This window comes from Streptomyces sp. Mut1 (genome assembly GCF_030719295.1).
In the GTDB taxonomy this organism is placed as follows: Bacteria; Actinomycetota; Actinomycetes; order Streptomycetales; family Streptomycetaceae; genus Streptomyces; species Streptomyces castrisilvae.
In genome coordinates this window covers 3941077-3963791 of the sequence record NZ_CP120997.1, presented here as the reverse complement: position 1 = coordinate 3963791, position 22715 = coordinate 3941077, and the positions used below count along the sequence as shown (strand labels likewise).

Annotated in this window: 7 protein-coding genes, 2 tRNA genes and 1 pseudogene; 5 read left to right on the top strand and 5 right to left on the bottom strand. The window is 73.2% G+C overall.

Annotated elements, in window-relative coordinates; translation table 11 throughout:
• Window positions 1-33 precede the first annotated feature (33 nt).
• Window positions 34-16260, bottom strand: a complete 16227-nt coding sequence (locus P8A18_RS17100) for a type I polyketide synthase (protein WP_306055668.1) — start codon at window positions 16258-16260, stop codon at window positions 34-36.
• 353 nt (window positions 16261-16613) lie between these two features.
• Between P8A18_RS17100 and P8A18_RS17095 the strand changes: the two genes are divergently transcribed.
• Genes P8A18_RS17095 through P8A18_RS17085 form a run of 3 tightly spaced genes read left to right on the top strand, consistent with a single transcriptional unit; the run spans window position 16614 to window position 19138 of the window.
• Window positions 16614-18173 carry an acyl-CoA carboxylase subunit beta gene (locus P8A18_RS17095; protein ID WP_306055667.1) on the top strand — a complete coding sequence of 520 codons (1560 nt, stop codon included), beginning with the start codon at window positions 16614-16616 and terminating at the stop codon, window positions 18171-18173.
• Between the two features lies 1 nt (window position 18174).
• A complete protein-coding gene (locus P8A18_RS17090; RefSeq protein WP_306055666.1) occupies window positions 18175-18357 on the top strand; it encodes an acyl-CoA carboxylase epsilon subunit in 183 nt (60 codons plus the stop codon).
• A 28-nt stretch (window positions 18358-18385) separates the two neighbouring features.
• On the top strand, window positions 18386-19138 hold the full coding sequence (locus tag P8A18_RS17085) for a thioesterase II family protein (RefSeq protein WP_306055665.1): 753 nt from the start codon (window positions 18386-18388) through the stop codon (window positions 19136-19138).
• Window positions 19139-19338: 200 nt separating this feature from the next.
• Here P8A18_RS17085 and P8A18_RS17080 read toward each other — a convergent pair whose 3' ends face one another.
• Entirely contained in the window at window positions 19339-19755 is a 417-nt protein-coding gene (locus P8A18_RS17080) for an ATP-binding protein (RefSeq protein ID WP_306060961.1), read from the bottom strand.
• 125 nt (window positions 19756-19880) lie between these two features.
• The gene (locus tag P8A18_RS17075) at window positions 19881-21095 is read right to left on the bottom strand and encodes a helix-turn-helix domain-containing protein (protein WP_306055663.1); all 1215 of its coding nucleotides are present in this window, start codon (window positions 21093-21095) and stop codon (window positions 19881-19883) included.
• 117 nt (window positions 21096-21212) lie between these two features.
• Between P8A18_RS17075 and P8A18_RS17070 the strand changes: the two are divergent.
• Window positions 21213-21482 (top strand): annotated as a pseudogene (locus P8A18_RS17070) (aminoglycoside phosphotransferase); the annotation flags it as partial.
• A gap of 146 nt (window positions 21483-21628) precedes the next feature.
• On the opposite strand, the gene P8A18_RS17065 reads toward P8A18_RS17070, so the two are convergent.
• Window positions 21629-21701, bottom strand: a tRNA-Arg gene (locus tag P8A18_RS17065).
• Window positions 21702-21884: 183 nt separating this feature from the next.
• Window positions 21885-21975, bottom strand: a tRNA-Ser gene (locus P8A18_RS17060).
• A gap of 196 nt (window positions 21976-22171) precedes the next feature.
• On the opposite strand from P8A18_RS17060, the gene P8A18_RS17055 reads away from it, so the two are divergent.
• A complete protein-coding gene (locus P8A18_RS17055) occupies window positions 22172-22630 on the top strand; it encodes an SSI family serine proteinase inhibitor (RefSeq protein ID WP_306055661.1) in 459 nt (152 codons plus the stop codon).
• The last annotated feature ends 85 nt before the right edge of the window (window positions 22631-22715 follow it).

Here is a 22715-nt window from a genome sequence, read left to right as displayed (position 1 = left end):
CTGGTCACGTCATCCTCATCATCCAGCGTCGGGTCAGCTGAGTTCGCCGCCGGCCAGGGCGGCTCGTACGAGGTCGTCCACGGCCATCTCCTCGATGGCGGGACCCGGTTCGTCGGTCGTGGTGGCGGAAGGCCGCGCCGGTTCGGTGCGTGCCAGGCCGAGCAGGGCGTCGAGCAGCCCGGACTCGCGCAGGCGGGCTGCCGGGATCGACAGCAGGGCCCGCCGGAGTGCCTCGTCGTCCAGGGCCTCCCCACCGCCCGTGGTCTCCGGCACCGGCTCGGGCTCCAGGCCCTCCCGCAGGAATCCGGCCAGGGCGGCCGAGTTGGGGTAGTCGAACATCAGGGTGGCGGGCAGCCGCAGTCCGGTGGCCTTCTGGAGCCGGTTGCGGAGTTCGATCGCGCCGAGGGAGTCGAGGCCCAGCTCGGTGAAGCCCCGGTCGGCGGGGACGCCCGCCGGGTCGCCGTGGCCGAGGACGGCCGCCGCGTGGCCGCGTACCAGCTCCTCCAGGTAGCGGTCCTGCTCCAGGCCGGTCCGCAGCCCGGCGAGCTTGGCGCGGACGAGGGAGCCCCCGGTGTCCCCGGCACCGGCCGCCGGCACGGCGGCGGGCTTGGGTCCCTTGCGGGCCGGTGGACCGGCCAGGGCGCGGAGCAGGGCAGGGATCTCGTCGGCCCGCTCGCGCAGCGCGGCCCGGTCGAGCCGGACCGGTGCGAGCAGCGCCGCGTCCTGGCCGAGTGCCGTGTCGAACAGCGCGAGGCCGTCGGGGAAGGACAGTTCCAGGACTCCGGAGCGGCCCATGCGGCGCAGGTCGGCGTCGGTGAGTTCGGGGCCTTCCCCGACCGTGCCCTCCCACAAACCCCAAGCCAGGGAGGTGGCGGCGAGCCCGGCGGCCCGGCGTTCGGCGGCCAGGGCGTCGAGGAAGACGTTGGCGGCCGCGTAGGTGGCCTGCCCGGCGGGAAGGATCTGGCCGCCCGCCGAGGAGTACAGGACGAACGCGGACAGGTCCAGGTTCCGGGTCAGCTCGTGCAGGTGCCAGGCGGCGTCCACCTTGGGCCGCAACACCCTGCCGACCTGCTCCGGGGTGACGGCTCCGACGAGCGCGTTGTCCATCACACCCGCGGCGTGCACGACCCCGGTCAGCGGGTGCTCGGCCGGGATGTCGTCCAGGAGTGCGGCGAGCGCGTACCGGTCGGCCGCGTCCACGGCCACGATCCGGACCGACTCGGCGCCCGAAGCGGTGAGTTCGGTGTGCAGTTCCGCCGCGCCCGGGGCGTCCGTGCCGCGCCGGCTGGTGAGGACCAGGTGGCGTACGCCCTGCTCGGCGACCAGGTGCCGGGCGAGTACCGCGCCCAGCAGGCCGGTGCCGCCCGTGATCAGGACGGTGCCGTCCGGCGACCAGGTGAGGGGCTCGCCGCCGCCGGTGACGGCCGTGTAGCGGGGGACCAGGACCTGGCCTCCGCGTACGGCGATCTCGGTCTCGGCCGAGGCCAGTGCGGCGGGCAGGGCCGCCAACGATTCTGTGGCCGTGTCGAGGTCGACCACGGTGAACCGGCCCGGGTTCTCGGCCTGCGCAGCGCGCAGGACACCCCACAGGGGGGCCTGTACGCAGTCCACCGCGTCCCCGTCGCGTGCGACGACGGCGTCACGGGTGACGAGCACCAGCCGTGCCTCCGCGAACCGCGTGTCGGACAGCCACTGGCGGAGCGTGTCGAGCAGCCGGCCCACGGAGGCCCTGACCTGCTCGGGCACTCCACCCGTGGTGCCGAAGACGTCGGAGACGTCCGGCGCGGTCAGCAGGACCGTACCGGGGACCGACGCCTGCGCGAGGGCCTCGGCGAGCGTGGGCACCGACCGGAAGCCCGGCAGCGCGCTCCCGACGACGAGCCAGTCCTCGGTGGCCGCCACCGGCACCGCCGGTCCGCCCGGCTGCGGGGATTGCCAGTCGATACGGAACAGCTCGGCGCCCCGCCCGTTCGCGCCGCCCGACAGCTGGGCGGCGGACACCTCGCGGACCACCAGCGACTCGACGGTGGCCACGGGCTCGCCGGTCGGCGCGGTGATCCGCAGCGCGACCGCGTCCGGGCCGGGCTTGGTCAGCCGCACCCGCAGGGCGGTGGACCCGGTGGCGTGCAGGGTGACCCCGCTCCAGGCGAACGGCAGGGCCGCCCGTACGGGCCCCTCGTGATCCGCGTCGAAGATCCGCTCCGCGTGCAGCGCCGCGTCGAGCAGCGCCGGGTGCAGGGCGAACGCGGCGGCCTCGGTGCGGGCGTGCTCGGGCAACGTGATCTCGGCGAACAGCTCGTCGCCGCGCCGCCAGGCCGCCGTCAGGCCCTGGAAGACGGGTCCGTACCCGTATCCGAGCCCGGCCAGGTCCTCGTACATCCCGCTCACGTCCACCGCCCGCGCATCGGCCGGCGGCCAGGACTCCAGGTCCGTCACGACGGGCGCGGGCTCCACGGCGAGCACACCACGGGCGTTACGCGTCCACGGCGCGTCGGCGGGCAGATCCTCGGCCCGCGAGTACACGACGACATCGCGCCGCCCGGCCTCGTCCGCCTCGCCCACGGTCACCTGAACCGCGACACCGCCCTTGCCCGGCAGCAACAGCGGGGTCTCCTGCGTCAGCTCCTCCAGCTGCGCGCACCCGGCCTCCTGCCCGGCCCTGAGCGCCATCTCGATGTACGCGGTGCCGGGAAGCAGCACGCTGCCGTGCACGGCGTGATCGGCGATCCAGGGCTGCGTGGCGACGGACAGCCGTCCGGTGAGCACCAGGGCCCCGGTCTCCGGCGAGACGACCACGGCACTGAGCAGCGGGTGCCCGGCGGGCAACTGCCCGAGCCCGGCCGCGTCCCCGACTGCGGCGGGCGCGTCCAGCCAGTAGCGGGTGCGCTGGAAGGGGTACGTGGGCAGATCGACCCCGCGCCCACCCGTACCCGCCTGCAACGCCTCCCAGTCGACCTCCACACCCCGGACCCACGCCGCACCGGCCCCGGCCAGAGCCGCTCGGGCCTCGTCGTGCTTCTTGCGCACGAGGGGGATGAACGAACTGTCGTCAGCGGTGGCCGACCCGGCCGCGAGTGCGGTGAGGACAGCGTCCGGACCGATCTCGATGAACGTACGGGCCCCGAGAGCTTCGGCGGCGCCCACAGCGTCCGCGAACCGGACCGGCTCACGGACCTGACCGACCCAGTACTCCGGGGTCTGCCAGGCGGAGGACGAAGCACCCGTGACAGTGGAGACGACCGGAACGCGCGGCTCGGCATACGACAGCCCGGCCGCGATCGTCCGGAACTCATCCAGCATCGGCTCCATGAGCGCCGAGTGGAACGCGTGCGAAACGGGAAGACGGCTCGTCTTACGACCCAGCGCGGCAAAGTGCTCGCCCACCGCCAGGGCTTCGGACTCCACTCCTGAGACGACGACAGCCTGCGGACCGTTGACGGCCGCCAGGGATACCCCGCCCGTCAGACGCGTAAGCACCTCGTCCTCGGTCGCTTGAACAGCGACCATCGCGCCACCTGCGGGAAGCGCCTGCATGAGCCTGCCCCGGGCAACGACCAGGCGTGCCGCGTCCGCGAGGGACAACACCCCCGCCACATGCGCGGCAGCCAACTCACCAATCGAGTGCCCGACCACCACATCCGGGGTGACACCCCACGCCTCGACCAGCCGGAACAACGCGACCTCGAACGCAAAGAGCGCGGGCTGGGTGAAGGACGTCTGGTTCAACGCATCCGCGTCTTCCCCCCACACCACCTCACGCAACCCCGTCCCAAGGTGCGCGTCTACCTCACCGCACACCGCGTCAAACGCCCCCGCAAACACCGGAAACGCCTCATACAAACCACGACCCATCCCCAGCCTCTGCGCACCCTGCCCCGTGAACAGGAACGCCGACTTGCCCTTCGTCACCGCTCCCCGCAGGCCCTCCCCGTCCGCGAAGGCGGACAGTTCACGCAGAGCGCTCTCCGTGTCCGTCGCCAGGACGACGCCACGGTGTTCGAGGCGCGCCCGGCCGCCGGCCAGGGTGTGGGCGATGTCGCGGAGATCGAGTTCGGGAGCGTCGAGCAGGCGGGCGTGAAGGGCGGCGGCCTGCCGGGCAGGGGCCTCGGGGTCCGAGCCGGACAGCACCAGGGGCACGGGGTGGGTGAGGTCCGGCCGGGGCTGCGGAGCCTCGGCGGGGCTCGCCGGCTGCGGCGCCTCCTCCACGATCAGATGGGCGTTGGTCCCGCTGAGCCCGAAGGAGGAGACGGTCGCGCGGCGCGGCCGGTCCTCGCGGCGGGGCCACGGACGGGCCTCGGTGAGCAGGCGGACGTGTCCGGCCTCCCAGTCGACCTCGGGGGAGGGCTCGTCCACATGCAGGGTCTTGGGCATCAGGCCGTTGCGCAGGGCCATGACGGACTTGATGACGCCGCTGACGCCGGCCGCCGCCTGGGCGTGGCCAATGTTGGACTTGATGGAGCCGAGCCACACCGGGTCGTCGGCGGTCCGCCCCTGCCCATAGGTGGCGAGGAGGGCCTGCGCCTCGATCGGGTCGCCGAGGCGGGTGCCGGTGCCGTGGCCCTCCACGAGGTCCACGTCGGCCGTGGTGAGGCCGCTCGCGGCCAGGGCACGCTGGATGACGCGCTGCTGCGAGGGGCCGTTCGGCGCGGTGAGCCCGTTGCTCGCGCCGTCCTGGTTGATGGCGGAGCCCCGGATGACGGCGAGGACGTCGTGGCCGAGGCGTTCCGCGTCGGACAGCCGCTCGACCAGGAGCAGGCCGACGCCTTCCGCCCAGCCCGTACCGTCGGCGCCGCCCGCGAACGCCTTGCAGCGGCCGTCGGCGGAGAGCCCGCGCTGCTGCGCGAACTCCACGTAGATCTCCGGCGTCGACATCACCGTGACACCGCCCGCGAGGGCCATGCCGACCTCGCCGCGCCGCAGGGCCTGGCAGGCCATGTGGAGGGCGACGAGGGACGAGGAGCATGCGGTGTCGACGCTGACGGCGGGCCCTTCCAGGCCGAGGGTGTAGGCGACCCGGCCGGTGAGGATCGAGGCCGCGGTGCCGTTGCCGAGGTAGCCGGCGACGTCGTCGGGGATGTGCTGGAGGCGGGACGCGTAATCGTGGTACATCACCCCGGCGTAGACACCGGTCTGGCTTCCGCGCATGGCCGTCGGGTCGATGCCCGCGTCCTCGAACGCCTCCCACGCCGACTGGAGCAGGAGCCGCTGCTGCGGGTCCATGGCGACGGCCTCGCGCGGGCTGATCCCGAAGAACGCCGGGTCGAACTCGGCCGCGTCGTACAGGAATCCACCCTCGCGGGCGTACGTCTTGCCGTGCAGGCCAGGCTCCGGGTCGTAGATCCCGTCCGTGTCCCAGCCGCGGTCGGCGGGGAAGCCGGCGACGGCGTCGCGGCCCTCGGCGACCAGGTGCCACAGGTCGTCGGCGGAGCGGACCCCGCCGGGGAAGCGGCAGCTGATGCCGACGATCGCGATGGGCTCGTCGTCCGAGAGCGGCGAGGTCGTGACCGGTTCGGCTGCCGGCTCCTCCTGCGCGCCACCGAGTTCGGCGTCGAGGTAGTCGGCGACGGCCCGGGTGTTCGGGTAGTCGAAGACGAGGGTGACGGGCAGCCGCAGCCCGGTGGCGGCGTTGAGCGCGTTACGCAGCTCCACCGCGGCCAGCGAATCGAAGCCGAGCTCCTTGAACGCGCGGTCGATGCCGACGGTGTCGGCGGACTCGTGGCCGAGGACACCCGCGACCTGCCCGGCGACCAGCTCGCGCAGGGTCCGGGTGCGTTCGGCGGCCGTGAGGGACGCCAGCCGGCGGGACAGGCTGTCGCCGACCGGTGCGGCGGCGGCGCTGCGCCGGAGCGCGGGCCGGGCGGCGGCCGCGGTGGCGCGCAGCAGCGGTGGTACGTCGGAGCCCCGGGCGTGCAGGGCGGCCGGGTCGACCAGGAGCGGGGCGAGCAGGGCGTGCCGGGTGCGCAGTGCCTCGTCGAACAGGGCGAGGCCCCGGGCGGCGGGCAGGGCGGGCAGGCCGAGCCGGTTCATCTTCTCGACGTCGGCGTCGGTCAGTTCGCCGCCGAGCCCGGTGTTGACGGCCCACAGCCCGTACGCGAGTGAGGTGGCGGGCAGGCCGAGGGAGTGACGGTGGGCGGCGAGTGCGTCCAGGAAGACGTTGGCCGCCGCATAGTTGCCCTGCCCGGCGGGAAGGACGAGCCCGCCGGCCGAGGAGAACATCACGAACGCCGACAGGTCCAGGTCCGCGGTGAGTTCGTGCAGGTGCCAGGCGGCGTCCGCCTTGGGCCGCAGCACCGTGTCGAGGCGCTGCGGGGTGAGTGCGCCGATCAGGCCGGGGTCGACCACACCTGCCGCGTGCACGACGCCGCCCAGCGGGTGCGCCTGCGGGACGGCGTCGAGGACAGCGGCCAGCGCTTCCCGGTCCGCGACATCGCAGGCCGCGATCGTGACGTCCGTGGCACCGGCCCCGATGAGCCGGTCGCGCAGCTCGGTGGCGCCGGGCGCTTCGAGGCCCCGGCGGCTGGTGAGCACCAGGTGGCGGACGCCGTGCCGCTCGACCAGGTGGTGGGCGAGGCGTGCGCCGAGGCCGCCCGTACCGCCGGTGACCAGGACGGTGCGCTCGCCGTCCCAGGGCGCGTCGGCCTCCGGCACGGCGGTCCTGACGAGCCGGGGGATGAGGAAACGGCCGTCGCGGAGGGCGAGTTCCGGTTCGTCCTGGGCGAGGGCCGCGCCGACGAGAGCCGGGAGCCCTTCCGCGCCGAGGGCGGCGCCCGGGTCGGCGTCGAGGAGGACGATCCGGCCCGGGTTCTCGGCCTGGGCCGCCCGGACGATGCCCCACACGGGGGCCTGGGTCAGGTCGGGGGCGGTGGCCGCGTCGGTGGCGACGGCGCCCCGGGTGACGACGACGAGCGTCGTGGACTCGAACCGCTCGTCGGTCAGCCAGGACTGCACCAGGTCCAGGACGTACGCGGTGGTCGTGCGGGTGGCCTCGGGCACCGGCCAGCCGCCCGGGGTGGGGCAGCAGGCCAGCACGGCGGCCGACGGCTCGCAGAGGATCGCGAGCCCGTACTCGTCCAGCACGGCGCCGGAGGACGGGAGCGGTTCGGCCGGCGCCCGGAGCGGCGTCCACGCGATGTGGTGCAGGGCGTCGGAGAGCGGCCCCTCGGCCGGGGCGAGCTGGTCGGCGGAGACCGGACGGCAGATCAGCGAGGACACCGTCATCACGGGGCTGCCGGTCTCGTCGGCGACGACCATCGCCGACTCCTCCGCGCCCCGGATGCGCCGTACGTACACCCGGAGCGCGGCGGCCCCCGTCGCGTGCAGGGACACCCCGCTCCAGGCGAACGGCAGAAGGGCTTCGGTGCCGCCCTCGTCCTGGTCGACCAGGACGTCCACATGCATGGCGGTGTCCAGGAGCGCGGGGTGCAGCCCGTAGTCGGCGGCCTCGCCGCGCACGGACTCGGGCAGCGCGACCTCGGCGAACAGCTCGTCGCCGCGCCGCCAGGCCGCCGTCAGCCCCTGGAACGCGGGCCCGTACCCGTACCCGCGCTCACTCAACCGCTCGTACGCGCCTTCGACCTCCACGGGTGTCGCGCCGCGCGGCGGCCACTGGGTGAGGTCGGCGCCGGGCACCTGTGGCGGTGCTCCGGTGGCGAGGAAGCCGGTGGCGTGCCGGGTCCAGGCGTCCTCGGGTGCGCCGTCGAGGCGCGAGTGGATGTGCAGGGGGCGCCGCCCCGAGGCGTCGGGGGCCCCGGCGGCGACCCGCAGGGAGGCGCCACCGTGCTCGGGCAGGACGAGCGGCGCCTCCAGGGTCAGCTCCTCCAGGAGGTCGCAGCCGACCTGGTCGCCCAGGCGTACGGCCAGCTCCACGAAGCCGGTACCGGGCAGCAGCACCGCCCCGTGCACCCCGTGGTCCGCGACCCAGGGCTGACCGGTGGCCGACAGCCGGCCCGTCAGGACGACCGCACCCGACTCCGGCGCGAACACGGCCGCGCTGAGCACGGGATGGTCGACCGCGTCCAGCCCCGCCGAGCCGACATCGCCCGCCTTGGCGGTGACGTCGAGCCAGTAGCGCTTGCGCTGGAAGGCGTACGTGGGCAGGTCGACCAGGGGCCTGTTCGCGCCCGGGCCGGCCCCGAGGACGGCGGCCCAGTCGACGTCGGCGCCACGCGCCCAGGCCGCCCCGACCCCGCCCAGAACCTCACGGGCCTCGGCCCGCTTCTTCCGCACCAGCGGGACGAACGTGCTGTCGTCAGCGGTCGCGGACCCGACGCCGAGCGCGGTGAGCACCGCGTCCGGGCCGATCTCGACGAACGTACGGGCCCCGAAGGCTTCGGCGGCACGTACCGCGTCCGCGAACCGGACCGCCTCGCGGACCTGGCCGACCCAGTACTCGACGGACTGCCACTGCGACGACAGTTCGCCGGAGACGGTGGAGACGACCGGGACGCGGGGCTCGGAGAAGACCAGCTCCTCGGCCACCGCCCGGAACTCGTCCAGCATCGGTTCCATGAGCGCGGAGTGGAACGCGTGCGAGACGGGAAGGCGGCTGGTCTTGCGGCCCAGCGCCGCGAAGTGCTCGCCCACGGCGAGTGCCGCTTCCTCGGTGCCCGACACCACCACGGACTGCGGCCCGTTGACGGCCGCGATGCCTACCCCGTCCGTGAGCCGTGCAAGCACCTCGTCCTCGGTCGCCTGCACGGCGACCATCGCGCCACCGTCGGGCAGCGCCTGCATCAACCTGCCACGCGCCACGACCAGCCGCGCCGCGTCCGCGAGCGACAGCACCCCCGCGACATGCGCGGCGGCCAGCTCACCGATCGAGTGCCCGACCACGACGTCCGGGGTGACACCCCACGCCTCGACGAGCCGGTACAGGGCCACCTCGAAGGCGAACAGCGCGGGCTGAGCGAAGACCGTACGGTTCAGCTCCTCCGCGTCCTCCCCCCACACCGCCTCACGCAACGCCACCCCGAGGCGCGCGTCCACCGCCCCGCACACCGCGTCGAACGCCTCCGCGAACACCGGGAACGCCTCGTACAGCTCCCGGCCCATCCCGACCCGCTGCGCACCCTGCCCCGTGAACAGGAACGCGGTCTTGGCCTCCTGGGCGCTCCCGGCGCCCGTCAGCAGCTCCAACGCCTCCGCGAGTTCCGCACGGTCGGCGCCCACGGCCAGGGCGCGGTGCTCCAGCGCCGCGCGGCCGGTGGCCAGGGTGAGGGCGGCCGGGGCCAGCTCCTCGTCGGTGAGCTGCGTGAGCCGGTCGCGCAGGCGGTCGGCCTGGGCCCGCAGGGCCTCGGGGGTCGCGCCGGAGACGGGCCAGGCGAGGAGGGCGGGGGCCTGGACGGTGGCCGCCGCGGCGGCCTCCTCCTGGGCCTCCTCGATGATCACATGGGCGTTCGTCCCGCTGATACCGAAGGACGAGATGCCCGCACGCCTGGGGCGGTCCGCCGGCTGCCACTCCCGGGCCTCGGTGAGCAGTTCCACCTCACCGGCCGACCAGTCCACCTGGTCCGAAGGGGTTTCGGCGTAAAGGGACTTGGGAAGCAGGCCGTGGCGCATCGCCATGACCATCTTGATGATGCCCGCGACACCTGCAGCCGCCTGCGTGTGGCCCATGTTCGACTTGATGGAGCCGAGCCACAGGGGCTGTCCCTCGGGCCGTTCCTGGCCGTAGGTCTCCAGGAGCGCCTGCGCCTCGATCGGGTCACCGAGGCGGGTACCCGTGCCGTGCGCCTCCACGACGTCGACCTCGGCGGCCGACAGGCCCGCGTTGGCGAGCGCGCCACGGATGACGCGCTGCTGGGCCGGCCCGTTGGGGGCGGTCAGGCCGTTGCTCGCGCCGTCCTGGTTGAGGGCCGAGCCACGGACGACGGCCAGCACGCGGTGGCCGTTGCGGCGGGCGTCGGACAGCCGCTCAAGCAGCAGGACGCCCGCGCCCTCGCCCCAGCCCGTACCGTCCGCGCCGGCACCGAAGGACTTGCAGCGCCCGTCGGACGCGAGGCCGCGCTGCCGGGCCATGTCGAGGAAGGTGTCGGGCGTGGACATGATCGTGACACCGCCGGCCAGGGCGAGCGAGCACTCACCGGCCCGCAGTGCGCGGGCAGCCATGTGCAGCGCGACCAGCGACGACGAGCACGCCGTGTCCACGCTCACCGCCGGGCCCTCAAGTCCCAGCGTGTACGCGACCCGGCCGGACACCACGCTCGCGAGGCTGCCGTTGCCGTGGTAGCCGGCCACGTCGTCGGGCAGCGGGCCGAGGCGCAGCCCCCAGTCGTGGTACATCACCCCGGCGAACACGCCGGTCGAGCTGCCCTTCACCGAACGCGGGTCGATGCCCGCGCGCTCGAAGGTCTCCCAGGCGACCTCCAGGAGGAGCCGCTGCTGCGGGTCCATGGCCTGGGCCTCACGCGGGCTGATCCCGAAGAACGCGGGGTCGAACCGGGCGGCGTCGTACAGGAACGCGCCCTCGGTGGAGTACGTACGGCCGGGCTTGCCGATCTCCGGGTCGTAGAGGTCGGTGTCCCAGCCCCGGTCGGTGGGAAAGGGTCCGATGGCGTCGGAGCCCTCGGCGACGAGCTGCCACAGCTCCTCGGGCGAGGTCACCCCGCCCGGGTAGCGGCAGGCCATGGAGACGATGACGATCGGGTCGTCGTCCGTGGCCCCGGCACCGGCACGGGCGGCCGGAGCCGCCGCGTCCGTCGCCGGCACCGTGCCCACGAGCTTGGTCACGAGGTGTTCGGCCAGAACCGTCGCCGTGGGGTAGTCGAAGGTCAGGGTGGCGCTCAGCCGGAGCCCGGTCGCGGTGGCGAGCCGGTTGCGCAGCTCCACGGCGGCGAGCGAGTCGAAGCCCGTCTCCATGAAGGCCCGGGTGGCGCTGACCTCGTCGGCGCTCTGGTAGCCGAGGACGGCGGCGGTCTCGGTGCGGACCATCCGCAGGACGTGCGCGAGGCGGTCGGCCGCGCCCATGTCCGCGAGGAGCGCGGCGAGCGGGGCCGCGCCCGTGGTGGCGGCGGCGCCCGCCGTCCGTGCGGCCGGCACCGTGCGGGGGCGTACGAGGGCGCGGAGCAGGGTAGGCGTGCCGTCCGTCCGGGCGCGTACGGCACGCTGGTTGACGCGGATGGGCACGACGGCCGGCTCGTCCGTGGTGAGCGCCTTGTCGAGCTGGGCGAGGTTCTCCTCGAAGGAGAGCGAGTCCAGGCCGAGGCGTTCGATGCGGGTGAGGGCGGCGGCGTCGAGCGAGGCGCCCATCCCGCCGCCACCGGCCCACAGGCCCCACGCGAGTGAGGTCACGACCTGCCCGGCCGCTGCCCGGCGTGCGGCCAGGGCGTCCAGGAAGAGGTTGGCGGCGGCGTAGTTGCCCTGCCCGGCGCCGTCCAGGACGGTCGACGCGGAGGAGAAGAGGACGAACGCGGCGAGGTCGAGGCCCGCCGTCAGCTCGTGCAGATGCCAGGCCGCGTCCACCTTGGGGCGCAGCACGGTGTCGAGGCGGCCGGCGGTGAGGTGGCCCACCAGGCCGTCGTCGATGACGCCCGCCGCGTGCACCACGGCCCGCAGCGGGTGCGCGGCCGGGATCGCGGCGAGCAGGGCGGCGAGGGCGTCCCGGTCCGCGACATCGGTGGCGCTGACGGTGACCTCGGCACCCGAGTCGGCCAGCTCGGCGAGGAGTTCGCGCGCCCCGGGGGCGTCCGCGCCGCGCCGGCTGGTGAGGACCAGGTGGCGTACGCCGTGCTCGCGGACGAGGTGGCGGGCGAGTTCGGCGCCCACCCCGCCGGTTCCGCCGGTCAGGAGTACGGTCCCGGTCGCGTCCCACGGCGTCGGCCGCTCCACGTCGGGGGCGGGCACGGCGGCCAGCCGGGGGACGTACATGCGGTCGCCGCGCAGGGCGAGTTCGGGCTCCGACGAGGCGGCCAGCGCGCGGCCGAGGAGTGCGGTGCCGGTCTCGTCGGTGTCGACCAGCACGAAGCGGCCCGGGTTCTCCGCCTCCGCCGACCGCACCAGACCCCACACGGGTGCCTGGCCGAGGTCCACGTCCGTGCCCGGTACGGCGGCACCGCCGCGCGTGACGACGGCGAGCCGCGACCCCGCGTACCGCTCGTCCGCGAGCCATGCCTGTACGGCGGCCAGCGCGTCGGCGGTGACGGCGCGCACGGCGGCGGGCACATCGCCCTCCGGCGTGGGCGGGGTGCGGTACACGACGACAGGCGGGACTACCTCGCCCGCGACCTCGCCAAACGTGCCGAAGTCGATCTCGTTCGAGGGAAGTTCGGCCGAGTTCCAGCGGACGGCGAGCAGCGGGTCCGAGCGGTCGGCGGCCAGCTGTCCGGCGGTGACGGCGCGCAGCAGCAGCGACTCGACACGGGCGACGGGGGCGCCGGTGGCGTCCGCGACCGTCACGTCCAGTTCCTCGGGGCCGCGTGCGGCGATGCGTACGCGTACGGCGGACGCGCCGGCCGCGTACAGGGTCGCCCGGTTCCAGGAGAAGGGGATCCAGGTGCCCTCGGGCCGGTTGCCGGCCGTGGCGAGGGCGTGGTCGGCGGGGTGCAGGGCGGCGTCGAGCAGGGCGGGGTGCAGGCCGTAGCCGGCCGCGTCGGCGCGTACGTGCTCCGGGAGTTCGACGTCGGCGTACACCTCGCCGTCCAGCAGCCAGGCGGCCCGGACGCCGTGGAAGGCGGGGCCGTAGCCGTAGCCCTCGTCGGCCATGTCGGCGTACAGGGTGCTGACGTCGAGCGGGACGGCACCGGCAGGCGGCCACACCCCGGACAGGGCTGTGGTGTCCGGTGCGGGGGCGGCCGGGGCCAGGAGACCGGTGGCGTGGCGGGTCCAGGCGTCCTCGGAGGTTTCGGCGCCGTCCGGGCGGGAGAAGCACTCGACGGTGCGGCGGCCCGAGGCGTCGGCGGGAGCCACGACGACCTGGAGGTCGACGCCCCCGGACCCGGGCAGGACCAGCGGCGCCTGGAGGGTCAGCTCCTCGACCAGCCCGCAGCCGGTCTCCGTGCCGGCGCGGAGGGCGAGTTCGACCAGGGCCGTGCCCGGCAGCAGGGTGACCCCGGCGATCGTGTGGTCGGCCGTCCACGGGTGGGTACGCGGCGACACCCGGCCCGTGAGGACGGTGGTGCCGGTCCCGGCGAGGTCACCGGCCGAGCTGAGGACGGGGTGCTGGGAGGCGAGCCGGCCGAGCCCGGTGGAACCGGACGCCTCGGGGGCCAGCCAGTAGCGGCGGGTGCGGAAGGCGTACGTGGGCAGCTCGACGCGGCGGGCGGGGCGACCCGCGTAGAGCGCCCGCCAGTCGAGCAGCGCGCCCCGGGCGTGGGCGAGGGCGGCGGCGCCGAGCGCCTCGCGGACCTCGTCCTTGCCGGCCCGCAGCAGCGGGGCGAAGACGGTGTCCGCCTCGCGCTCCTCGGTCAGGCAGTTCTGGCCGAGGGCGCTGAGCACGCCGTCCGGGCCGAGTTCCAGGAAGGTGCGGGCGCCGCCCCGGGCGACGAGCCAGTCCATGGCGTCCGAGAAGCGGACGGCGCTGCGGACATGGCCGGTCCAGTAGTCCGGCGAGCACAGCTCGTCGGCGGTCGCCAGACGTCCGGTGACGGTGGAGACGACCGGGATGGTGGGCGCCGAGTAGGTCAGCACGCCGGCGATCCGGCGGAACTCCTCCAGCATCGGTGCCATGAGCGGCGAGTGGAAGGCGTGGCTGACCTGGAGCCGCTTGGTCTTGCGGCCTTGGGCCGCGAACCGCTCGGCGAGCGCGACGGTGGCGTCCTCCTCGCCGGAGAGCACCAGCGAGCCGGGGGCGTTGAGCGCCGCCACGGCGACCTGCTCCCCGAGGAACGGAAGCACCTCCTCCTCGGTGGCCTGCACGGCGATCATGGCGCCGCCGGCCGGGAGTTCCTGCATCAGCCGGCCCCGGGCCGCGACGAGGATCGCCGCGTCCTCCAGGTTCAGCACCCCGGCGACATGGGCGGCCGCGATCTCCCCGATGGAGTGCCCGGCCAGGAAGTCGGGCCTGATGCCCCACGACTCGACGAGGCGGAAGAGGGCCACCTCCACGGCGAACAGCGCGGTCTGCGCGTAACGGGTCTGATCGAGCAGAGCGGCTTCCCGGGACCCCTCCTCGGCAAACAGGACGTCCCACAGCGAAAGGTCGAGCTGGAGGTCGAGCCAGCCGATGGCGTCGGCGAGGGCGTCCGCGAAGACCGGGTAGGTGTCGTACAGCCGGCGGCCCATGGCGAGGCGCTGGCTGCCCTGGCCGGTGAAGAGGAACGCGAGCCGCCCGGCGGGCAGCGCGCCCGTCCGGGTGGCGTCGGCCGCGGTTCCGGCGGCGAGGGCACGCAGCCCGCCGAGCAGTTCGTCGCGGCCGTCCGCGACGACGACGGCCCGGTGTTCGAGCGCGGCGCGGCCGGTGCCGAGCGCGTGCCCGAGATCGGCGGCGGTGAGGTCGGGCCGCTCGTCCAGGAAGTCCGCGAGCCGGGCGGCCTGGGCACGCAGCCCCTCGTCGGAGCGGGCCCCGACGGGCACGAGGACAGGCCCGGCGGAAGGCTCCTCGTAGCTCTCGGCCTCGTCCCGCGCGGGCGGCTCCTCCACGATCACATGGGCGTTGGTGCCGCTGATCCCGAACCCGGAGACGCCCGCCCGGCGCGGCCGGTCCTCGGTCTGCGGCCACGGGACGGGCTCGGTGAGCAGCTGTACGGTCCCCGCCGACCAGTCGACGTTGCCGCTGGGGGTGTCGACGTGCAGGGTGCGGGGAAGGACCCCGTTCCGCATCGCCATGATCATCTTCATCAGCCCGGCGACCCCGGCGGCGGCCTGGGTGTGCCCGAGGTTCGACTTGACCGAGCCGAGCCACAGCGGCCGGTCCACGGGACGGCTCCTGCCGTACGTGGCGATCAGGGCACTCGCCTCGATCGGGTCGCCGAGGGTGGTGCCGGTGCCGTGCGCCTCCACCGCGTCCACGTCGTCACCGGTCAGGCCGGCGTCGGCGAGGGCCTGGGCGATGACGCGCTGCTGGGCGGTGCCGCTCGGGGCGGTGAGCCCGTTGCTCGCGCCGTCCTGGTTGACGGCAGAGCCCCGGACGACGGCGAGGATCCGGTGCCCGTTGCGCCGCGCGTCGGAGAGCCGTTCCACCACCAGGAGGCCGACGCCCTCAGCGAAGGAGGTCCCGTCGGCGCCGTCCGCGAACGCCTTGATCTGCCCGTCGGGGGCGAGGCCGCGCTGCCGGCTGAACTCCGTGAACAGGCCGGGGGTGCTAAGGACGGTGACCCCGCCCGCCAGCGCCATCGAGCACTCGCCCCGGCGCAACGACTGGACGGCGAGGTGCAGCGAGACCAGCGACCCGGAGCAGGCGGTGTCGACGGTGAGCGCGGGCCCCTCAAGGCCCAGCGCGTAGGCGACACGCCCCGAGGTGACGCTGAGCGCGCCTCCGGTGACCAGGTAGCCCGTCAGGTTCTCGGGGGCGTCCTGCACACGGGGCCCGTACTCGGAGGGCCCGGCGCCGATGAACACACCGGTCCGGCTGCCGCGCAACGAGGTCGGGTCGATCCCCGTACGCTCCAGCGCCTCCCAGGCCGTCTCCAGCAGCAGCCGCTGCTGCGGGTCCATGGCCAGCGCCTCGCGCGGGCTGATCCCGAAGAACTCGGCGTCGAACTCGGCGGCATCGTACAGGAATCCACCGGTCCGGGTGTAGCAGGTGCCCGGGACGGTCGGGTCGTCGTCGAACAGGGCGTCGAGGTTCCAGCCCCGGTTGTCGGGGAACGGCCCGACGGCGCTCCTGCCCCCGTCGACCAGGTTCCACAGGTCCTCGGCCGAGCGGATGCCGCCCGGGAAGCGCCCGCTGATGCCGACGACCGCGATGGGCTCGCCGTCGAAGGCCGGTGCCGGCTCGGCGACCGGCTCCGCGACGGCCCGCCCGGCGGGTGCGCCGAGCAGCTCCGTACGCACACGGGCGGCAAGCAGTTCGGGGCTCGGGTGGTCGAAGGCGGCGGTCACGGGCAGGGCGAGCCCGGTCGCCGCGTTGATCCGCGCGTGGAGGTCGACCAGGGCGATGGAATCAAGCCCCAGTTCCCGGAACGAGGTGTGGGCGACGACCACCGGTTCGGTGTCGGGCCGCACCTTGCGGAGGCACTCGGCGGTCTGCTCACAGACCAGGTCGGTCAGGAGCCTGGTCTGCTCGCTCCCTGGGAGCCCGGACAGCCGGCCGGCCAGGGTGGCCACCGGATTGTCCCCCGGACCGGCCTCCGAGCGGCCCCCCGGGCGGACCTCCGCGCCGGACATGTCATCAGCGACAGGATCGAAGCCCGCGGACATCTGCACGCTCCCAGCTCGTATCGAATGCCCCGAGTCATTCCAGCCACGGGGTGTCCGCACGCTAGGTCGGCCCCGAAGGGCGGCGACACCCCTATCCCCCCAGGTGTTGACCCTGCACGCTTCCCGACCGCGCCCCCGAGAAACCGCCGTTGACCACGGGTTCGGGTCACGAGATGCCTGCTGGGCCCGGGTCCCGGCGGGCCGGGGAGCGGTCAGGGGGGTGGTCGGTGTTCTCCGCGCACGCCCCCGGCCCCTTCAATGGCACGCACTGCCCAGGGCACCGCCAACGGCGGGCCCGATGGCCGAGAGACGGGTGGAGCATGACCGTTGCCGATGTCAGTGTCCGAGTGGCCGAACGAGGAGCGATCAAGGAGGCCGTGGAGCTGGGCCCTTCGCCGAGCGCCACCGAGGCGCAGCGCGCACGGGGCAAGCTGACCGTGCGCGAGCGGCTGAACCTGCTGTTCGATCCGGGAACCTTCCGCGAGATCGAACAGCTGCGCCGCCACCGCGCCTCGGGGTTCGGCCTGGAGGACCGCAGGCCGCACACCGACGGCGTCGTCACCGGCTGGGGCCAGGTCGAGGGCCGGAAGGTGTTCGTGTACGCGCACGACTTCCGGATCTTCGGCGGCTCCCTCGGTGAGGCGCACGCGCAGAAGATCCACAAAGTGATGGACCTCGCCCTGGCGGCAGGAGCCCCGCTCGTGTCGCTCAGCGACGGCGCGGGCGCCCGTATCCAGGAGGGTGTCACCGCCCTCGCCGGCTACGGCGGCATCTTCCGCCGCAACGTGGCGGCGTCCGGGGTGATCCCGCAGATCAGCGTGATGCTCGGCCCGTGCGCGGGCGGAGCGACGTACTCCCCGGCGCTCACGGACTACGTGTTCATGGTCCGCGACATCTCACAGATGTACATCACGGGCCCCGACGTGGTGCAGGCCGTCACCGGCGAGAAGATCACGCACAACGACCTCGGCGGTGCGCAGGTGCACTCCACGGTCTCGGGTGCGAGCGCGTTCCTGTACGACACCGAGGAGGAGTGCCTGGAGGAAGTACGCCACCTCCTCACGCTCCTGCCCTCCAACAACCGCGAAGTCCCCCCCGTCCTCCCCTGCGAGGACCCGGTGGACCGCCCCGGCGACACCCTGGCCAGGCTGGTCCCGGCCGACCCGAACCTCTCGTACGACATGCGGTCCGTGATCGAGGAGATCGTCGACGACGGCGACCTGTTCGAGGTCCACGCCAACTGGGCGACCAACATCATCTGCGGCCTCGCCCGCATCGACGGCCACGTCGTCGGCATCGTCGCCAACCAGCCCGCCTCCCTCGCCGGCGTCCTGGACATCCACGCGTCCGAGAAGGCCGCGCGCTTCGTGCAGACCTGCGACGCGTTCAGCATCCCGCTCGTCACCCTGGTCGACGTCCCCGGCTTCCTGCCCGGCAGCGACCAGGAGCACAACGGGGTCATCCGCCACGGCGCGAAACTCCTCTACGCGTACTGCAACGCCACCGTCCCCCGCGTCCAGGTCATCCTGCGCAAGGCGTACGGCGGCGCGTACATCGTCATGGACTCCCGCTCCATCGGCTGCGACCTGTCCTTCGCCTGGCCCACCAACGAGATCGCCGTCATGGGCGCGGAGGGCGCCGCCAACGTCGTCTTCCGCCGCGAGATCGCCGCCGCGGACGACCCGGACGCGGCCCGCGCCCAGCGCGTCAAGCAGTACCGCCAGGAGCTGATGCACCCCTACTACGCCGCCGAACGCGGCCTGGTCGACGACGTCATCGACCCGTCGACCACCCGCCAGGTACTGGCCGACGCGCTCGACGTCCTGCGCGCCAAACACGTGCCGCTACCCGAACGCAAGCACGGCAACCCCCCGTTCTGACATGGCCGACTCCCACATCCGCGTCGAAGGCGGAACCCCGACGCCCACCGAACTGGCTGCCCTCCTCCTGGTCCTGCTCTCCGCCGCACGGACCGAGGAGCCCCCCGTGAGCCCCGCTCCGCCACGGGCCACGTGGGGCCCGGCACGCGGCTGGCGCCCACCGGGCACCTGGAGCGCGACGTGACCCGACTGCGTAAGGAAAAGATCCCCGAATGACCACCTCAACGCGCCCCGCGACAACCTGGCTACGCCGCTTCCACCCCACGGACCAGGCCCCGGTACGCCTTTTCTGCCTGCCCCACGCGGGCGGCTCGGCGAGCTACTACTTCCCGGTCTCCCGCGCCCTGACCCCGGCAGCCGACGTGATCGCGGTCCAGTACCCCGGCCGCCAGGACCGCCGCAACGAACCCTGCGTGGACGACGTCCGCCGCCTGGCCGACCTGATCAGCGTCGAAATGCTCCCGTGGTGCGACCGCCCGGTGGCCCTCTTCGGCCACAGCCTGGGCGCGACCCTCGGCTTCGAGGTGGCCCTCCGCCTGGAGGCGGCCGGCACAATCCCCCTCACCCTGTTCGCCTCCGGCCGCCGAGCCCCTTCCCGCCACCGCGAGAACGAACACGTCCACGCGTCCCCCGACGCCCAACTCCTGTCCACCATCCGCCGCATGAGCGGCACCGACCCGGCGGTCCTGGCCGACGAGGAACTCCTCCGCTCGATCCTTCCCGCGATCCGCGCCGACTACAAAGCCGCAGAGACGTACCGCTACCAGCCAGGCCCACCCCTGACCTGCCCCATCGAGGTCCTGAACGGCACAACGGACCCCGAGGTGACAGAGACCGAAGCGGCAGCCTGGACAACCCACACCACAGGCCCCTGCACCTTCCACACGTACGACGGCGGCCACTTCTACCTGAACGACCACGCCCCCACAGTCATCAACCTGATCCGCGAACGCGTCGCGCGGTAGGCCGCGAAGGGCGAAGACCCGACCGGGCCTTCGCCCTTCCCCTCTCCGCCGGACCTACTCGCCCTCCGCCGCCTCACCGGCGACCTCAGAATCCGGTCCAGGAATCACGCTGACCCGCAGACACCCATCCGTACCGAACATGTCGATCAACTGGGAAAGATGGGCTCGGGCCACGCTGCGCTCGGGGAGCTCCTCGGTAGTCACCCGCGCCCCTCCAGGTCGGCCCACACGACCTTGCCCCAACGGTGCGTGTCCGTGCCCCAATCGGATGCCAGGGCCGCAACAAGTAAGAGCCCTCGTCCCCCCTCGTCACCGTCCCCCGCCCGACACACCACGGGCAGCTCCCGGGAGAAGTCCGTGACGGCCACACGCACCGTCCGCTCGCTGACGCGCTCCACCACCACCCGGATGGACTCCCGACGGGCGTACTGCACAGCATTGGCGACGAGTTCGCTCACGACCAAGGCGCCGTCGTCGGCCAGCTCTCCCAAGCCCCAACAACAAAGGGCGGCATCGGTGAGGCGCCTGGCGGGTGCAGCACTCTCCGGCTTGCGCGGCAATGTCTGGCTGTACCCCGGTGGCCCAGTCGGACGGGCCCGCGTTGTAGCTTGCGGCATGTCGGTCTGCTCTTTCAGATCGGCCGAGCCCCGGGGCCGGTCGCACGGCTGCCGGGGCACTGTCCGCTCATGTAAGCGACATGCGAGAAGCGGTGACAGGGACGCCACGTCCCACTTTCACCACGCTATGCGCAGACTCCCAGAAACTCCGCCAACGCCCGCAGTCCGGACGGATGGTTGGGCAAAGCCCAAAGGTCCCGGACGATGGCCACGGCCAGCGTGTGGTGCTGCATCCACGTGGGAGCGACGCGACGCAGGGACTCCAGGGCCTTTACGGCGCCGACCGCGTCGCCGAGGTCCGTGTGAGCGCGTGCCACGTCCAGGAGCAGCCACGTACGCCAGGACGGCGGTGTGTCCTTGCTCAACCGCATGCCCTTGGCCAGGGCCAGGGCATCCTGCGGGTGCCCGTACTGAACGGCAAGCCGAACACGCTCGATGCGAACGGAAGACGGACTGAAGACACTCACCATCCGGTTGTCACCACCGTCAGGCAGCTTCACCACGCGCGCCGCTTCCTTCTCCGCCGCCTCCATTATCGCCGCCGCACGCTCGTAGTCACCGCTCCGCGCGGCGGACGTGGCGGCACTCATGGTCAGCGCGCCCCACACCTTCAGTCCGTCGGCGGTGTCGAGCCGGCCAGCGCCCGCCAAGTCATCGGCATGGCGAAGCGCGATACCCAACGCGTCGTCCAGCCTCCCCTGCCGCTGGTACGTCCACGCCGTCGAGTTGACGATCATCGGCACGAGCAAGGGATCTCCGGACTTCCCCGCAGCATCTATCGCCCGCTCCAGGCTGATCAGCGCGAGGTCGGTCTTCCCCATCCGCACGGCAACATGCCCCGCGAGCTGAAGGGCCTTACCCAAGGCACCGAACCCTGCCCGCCGCACCTCTTCATCGGCCGAAGCAGTGGCCGTACGCGCATCCGCGATGAGAGCCGGCAGCGCCTTCATCACCGAGTCGAACTCAGCGGAGTGGTAACGCGTCCATCCCGCCGCGATCTGTTCGCGCAACTGATCCAACGGGAACCCGACCCCGGGCGGCTCCGGCCCCGGCCCCCCGAGCGCGGGCATGATGGCCCGCCGCACAGCCACGAAGCGCGGCCCGTCGTTCTCCCCCGAAGACGCGACCGCGGGCGGATCCCCCAACAACGTGGTGAGCTCCACGCCCAACCCGTTCGCCAATGCGTGCAGCGTAGGAAGCCGCGCCGACTGCTTCCGCCCCTGCTCAAGCTGCCTGATCACATCCACGGACACACCGGCCCGCTCAGCCAGCTCTTCCTGCGTCAGGGAGGCCAGACGTCGCAAGCGGCGCAGAGTCCGTCCCAGGTCTTCGTTAGCCACGCAGCCACGCTACGCCCGAGAGGACCGGCCTGGAGGGGAGCCGGAAGAAGGGCCCAATTCACCGAAGCCTGCCGCTAACAAGCCCCATTCACCCGCACCCTGGAAGAGTGAGGCCCCATGGTGACCACCCGCATCGATCTCGCACGACTGCCGCACGCCGCACGCGCCGCCATCGAAGAACGCACCGGCCCCCTCCTCTCGATCGAGGAGACAGCCCAGGGCTTCAACAGCGAGATCGCGGCCCGCGTCACCTCAGCCACGGGCACCTGGCACGTCAAAGGCTTGCGCACCGACCATCCCCGCGTCTGGACACAGCGCCGGGAAGCCGCCGTCGCTCCCTTCCTCACAGGTCTGGGCCCCGCACTCCGCCTGCGCCTCGCGACCGCTGCCACGACCTGGCACGCACACCGCAAAGCTGTTTGCACTGAACCCTCGTTCGGGGCGAGGACACTATGTGCGGCTTCCGCGTGCCCCTGCACACATGACAACGCGAGAGGCCCCCAGGATTTCTCCTGAGAGCCTCTCGCTTGCTGTGCACTCGGCAGGATTCGAACCTGCAACCTTCTGATCCGTAGTCAGATGCTCTATCCGTTAAGCTACGAGTGCTTGTGCTTCCTGGGCTTTTCTGCCCCGTCCGCGTTGCGAGAACAACATTACATGACCTGCGCCGGGACGCGAAATCCATTAGCCGCACCCGGCCTGACCTGCGAGAACGACGGGAACGCGGCTCGAACGGGGCCGGGAACGGCCGAAGCCCCGGGCCAGGGGCTCGGGGCTTCGGTGGTGGGGCGGAGGCGGAGGGATTTGAACCCTCGATGGGGGGTAAACCCCAAACCGCATTAGCAGTGCGGCGCCATAGACCGGACTAGGCGACGCCTCCAGCACACCCCGCGCGAGCGCGGGTGGTGCGTGCAGATGATGACACAGCTGCACGCTGCGCCACCAATCGCGGCCTACGGTACTAGGCAGTCGGCCAGGAGGGCAAAGCGGTTCGGTTGCGCAACGCCGGGGCGTGCGGCGCGTTAGTCAGGGCGAGGGCGCCGCCCTCCGCAGGTTCTTCGGTCACAGGAGTCCGCATGATGCGCCGTCTCGCCCTCACCGCTGTCGCGTCCCTCGCCGCGCTGACCGCGGCCGCGCCCGCCGCCACCGCCGCGTCCGGGCCCCTTCCGCTTCCGCTCTCCCTGCCCCTCCTCCAGAACGACGGCGCCGGCACCCGGCTCACCGTCGTCGTCGCCGGCTCGGGCAACCCGGAGGCGGACGGGACGTACGAGCTGGCGTGCGAGCCGGCCCGGGGGACCCACCCCGTCGCCGCGGACGCCTGTGAGCGGCTGGGGCAGCTGGAGAGGGAGAAGGCGGACCCGTTCGCCCCGGTGCCCGGGGACGCGATGTGCACGCTTCAGTACGGCGGGCCGGCCACCGCCCGGGTCACCGGGACCTGGCACGGACGGGACGTCAACGCCTCGTTCAAGCGGACCGACGGATGCGAGATCGGGCGCTGGAACCGGCTGCGTCCGGTCCTGCCGAACGTGCGGTGACCTGCCCCGCAGCCCGGTGGCAGGGCCCATCGGGGCGCGGCGAGGGGCGGAGTCGTACACCGTACGCACCAAACCTTGGTGAGAG